We start from the raw sequence: 693 nt of genomic DNA, 5'->3' as shown, positions 1-693 counted from the left end.
CCGCTTGGTCGAGCGGGCAAGAAAGGGCTCCATTGCCGAGCGTGTGTTCGAAATCACCCAGCGGCCCGGCATGCCGCGCTGCTTGGCCTCCTGCGCGGCGGCTTCGATGTCGCCTTCGCTCAAGCCGGCCAGATCGGCCGCCTTGTCGATCACCAGCCCTTGCCCGCCTTCGTCGGCGAGCAGGTTCTGGCTGAAGTCGGTCGCCAGCACGGCCAGGCGCTGGTTGATCGCCGCCACGCGCTGCTTGTCCTTCGGGCTCAGCTTGGCGCCTTGTTTGATGAATTGCGTGCGGTAGCTCCAGACCAGACGCTGCTGCTCGGGCGTCAGCCGCTGCATCTCTTCGGACTGGAAGACCGCCTCGATGCGCTGGAACAGCCGAGTGTTCTGCGCCAACTCGTCTTCGAACGCCGCGAGCTTGGGCTCCATCTGGCGCTGCACCTTCTGGAAGCCGGTGGTGCTGAGCGAGCCAGTCCAGACGCCATAGAGCACCTTCGCCCGTTCCAGCAGCCGGCCGGAGCGCTCCAGCGCCAGCACCGTGTTGTCGAAGTTCGGCGCCGCCTTGTTGGCAGTGATCGCGGCGATCTCGCGCCGCTGCTCGGCCATGCCGGCCATCAGCGCCGGCGCGAAATGCTCGATGCGGATCTTGTCGAACGGCGGCACCCCACCGTAAGGGCCGGCCCACGGAGCCAACAA

At 66.8% G+C, this 693-nt stretch carries 1 pseudogene; it reads right to left on the bottom strand.

Features of this window, described 5'->3' with window-relative positions:
* Window positions 1-693 (bottom strand): annotated as a pseudogene (locus tag AC1DYI_RS37685) (dipeptidyl carboxypeptidase II); the annotation flags it as partial.

It is taken from the genome of Ideonella sp. P3_A4, from assembly GCF_056403075.1.
This window is presented reverse-complemented; position numbering and strand designations above follow the sequence as displayed.